1 rRNA gene is annotated in these 2981 nt (G+C 53.4%); it reads right to left on the reverse strand.

Features of this window, described 5'->3' with window-relative positions:
* Nucleotides 1-51 precede the first annotated feature (51 nt).
* A 23S ribosomal RNA gene (locus tag AMS66_RS00015) occupies nucleotides 52-2977 on the reverse strand.
* Nucleotides 2978-2981 lie beyond the last annotated feature (4 nt).

Below are 2981 nucleotides of genomic sequence, written 5' to 3' on the forward strand. Positions count from 1 at the left end.
TCTCTGAAAACTAGATCCGAAACGAAATTTGCGACTTACAACCTGCATATCTTGGATAAGCCCTCGACCGATTAGTACTGGTCAGCTCCATGCATTGCTGCACTTCCACCCCCAGCCTATCTACCTCGTCGTCTTCAAGGGGTCTTACATACTGGGAAATCTCATCTTGAGGGGGGCTTCACGCTTAGATGCTTTCAGCGTTTATCCCTTCCGTACATAGCTACCCAGCGGTGCTCCTGGCGGAACAACTGGTACACCAGCGGTACGTCCATCCCGGTCCTCTCGTACTAAGGACAGCTCCTCTCAAATTTCCTACGCCCACGACAGATAGGGACCGAACTGTCTCACGACGTTCTGAACCCAGCTCGCGTACCGCTTTAATGGGCGAACAGCCCAACCCTTGGGACCTACTTCAGCCCCAGGATGCGATGAGCCGACATCGAGGTGCCAAACCTCCCCGTCGATGTGGACTCTTGGGGGAGATAAGCCTGTTATCCCCAGGGTAGCTTTTATCCGTTGAGCGATGGCCCTTCCATGCGGTACCACCGGATCACTAAGCCCGACTTTCGTCCCTGCTCGACTTGTAGGTCTCGCAGTCAAGCTCCCTTATGCCTTTGCACTCTTCGAATGATTTCCAACCATTCTGAGGGAACCTTTGGGCCCCTCCTTTCCTCTTTAGGAGGCGACCGCCCCAGTCAAACTGCCCACCTGACACTGTCCCCGCACCGGATTACGGTACCAGGTTAGAACCTAGATACGATCAGGGTGGTATCCCAACGGTGCCTCCACGCAAGCTGGCGCTCACGTTTCAAAGGCTCCCACCTATCCTGTACAGATCGTACCCAAATTCAATATCAAGCTGCAGTAAAGCTCCATGGGGTCTTTCCGTCTTGTCGCGGGTAACCTGCATCTTCACAGGTATTAAAATTTCACCGGATCTCTCGTTGAGACAGCGCCCAAGTCGTTACGCCATTCGTGCGGGTCAGAATTTACCTGACAAGGAATTTCGCTACCTTAGGACCGTTATAGTTACGGCCGCCGTTTACTGGGGCTTCGGTTCACAGCTTCGGATTGCTCCTAACCGCTCCCCTTAACCTTCCAGCACCGGGCAGGCGTCAGCCCGTATACTTCGCCTTACGGCTTCGCACAGACCTGTGTTTTTGCTAAACAGTCGCTTGGGCCTTTTCACTGCGGCCCCCTCGTGCTATTCACACTACCGGGGCACCCCTTCTCCCGAAGTTACGGGGTCATTTTGCCGAGTTCCTTAACGAGAGTTCTTCCGCGCGCCTTAGAATACTCTTCTCGCCTACCTGTGTCGGTTTGCGGTACGGGCACCATCACCTGGCTAGAGGCTTTTCTTGGCAGTGTGAGATCATGACCTTCGCTACTATAATTTTCGCTCCCCATCACAGTCCAGCCTTACGATGTGCGGATTTGCCTACACACCAGCCTCACTGCTTAGACGGACATCCATCAGTCCGCGTCACTACCCTGCTGCGTCCCCCCATTGCTCATAACGGCTTACGGTGGTACAGGAATTTCGACCTGTTGTCCTTCGACTACGCCTTTCGGCCTCGCCTTAGGTCCCGACTTACCCTGAGCGGACGAGCCTTCCTCAGGAACCCTTAGGCTTTCGGCGGATCAGATTCTCACTGATCTTTTCGTTACTCATACCGGCATTCTCACTTGTATAATGTCCAGCGCTCCTTACGGTACACCTTCAACCCTTATACAACGCTCCCCTACCCCTGATGCAAAGCATCAAGCCATAGCTTCGGTGGTGTGTTTAGCCCCGTTACATTTTCGGCGCAGAGTCACTCGACCAGTGAGCTATTACGCACTCTTTCAATGGTGGCTGCTTCTAAGCCAACATCCTGGTTGTCTGTGCAACTCCACATCCTTTTCCACTTAACACACACTTGGGGACCTTAGCTGATGGTCTGGGCTGTTTCCCTTTTGACAATGGATCTTAGCACTCACTGTCTGACTCCCGGAAGTAAGTCTATGGCATTCGGAGTTTGACTGAGCTTGGTAACCCTTGCGGGCCCCGCACCCAATCAGTGCTCTACCTCCACGACTCTGTTTTCCGAGGCTAGCCCTAAAGCTATTTCGGGGAGAACCAGCTATCTCCGAGTTCGATTGGAATTTCTCCGCTACCCCCACCTCATCCCCGCACTTTTCAACGTGCGTGGGTTCGGGCCTCCAGTGCGTGTTACCGCACCTTCACCCTGGACAGGGGTAGATCACCCGGTTTCGGGTCTACGTCCACGTACTAAATCGCCCTATTCAGACTCGCTTTCGCTGCGGCTCCGGCTCTTCACCTTAACCTTGCACGGGAACGTAACTCGCCGGTTCATTCTACAAAAGGCACGCCATCACCCCTAAAACGGGCTCTGACTTTTTGTAAGCACACGGTTTCAGGTTCTATTTCACTCCCCTTCCGGGGTGCTTTTCACCTTTCCCTCACGGTACTGCTTCACTATCGGTCGCTAGGAAGTATTTAGCCTTGGCAGATGGTCCTGCCGGATTCATACGGGGTTTCACGTGCCCCGCACTACTCGGGATCCGTCTCGGAGGGAACAGACTTTCAACTACAGGGCTTTTACCTTCTTTGGCGGGCCTTTCCAGACCTCTTCACTTAACCGGTTCCTTTGTAACTCCATGTGAGACGTCCCACAACCCCAAAGAGCAAGCTCTCTGGTTTGGGCTTCTCCGCGTTCGCTCGCCGCTACTGACGGAATCACTATTGTTTTCTCTTCCTCAGGGTACTTAGATGTTTCAGTTCCCCTGGTCTGCCTCTACATAACCTATGTATTCAGTTATGAGTAACTGGAAATTACCCCAGCTGGGTTTCCCCATTCGGACACCCCCGGATCAAAGCTTGCTTACAGCTCCCCGAGGCAGTTTCGTTGTTCGCCACGTCCTTCATCGGCTCCTAGCGCCTAGGCATCCTCCGTGTGCTCTTAGTAGCTTAACCACTT

This window comes from Paenibacillus xylanivorans (assembly GCF_001280595.1).
Classification (GTDB): domain Bacteria; phylum Bacillota; class Bacilli; order Paenibacillales; family Paenibacillaceae; genus Paenibacillus; species Paenibacillus xylanivorans.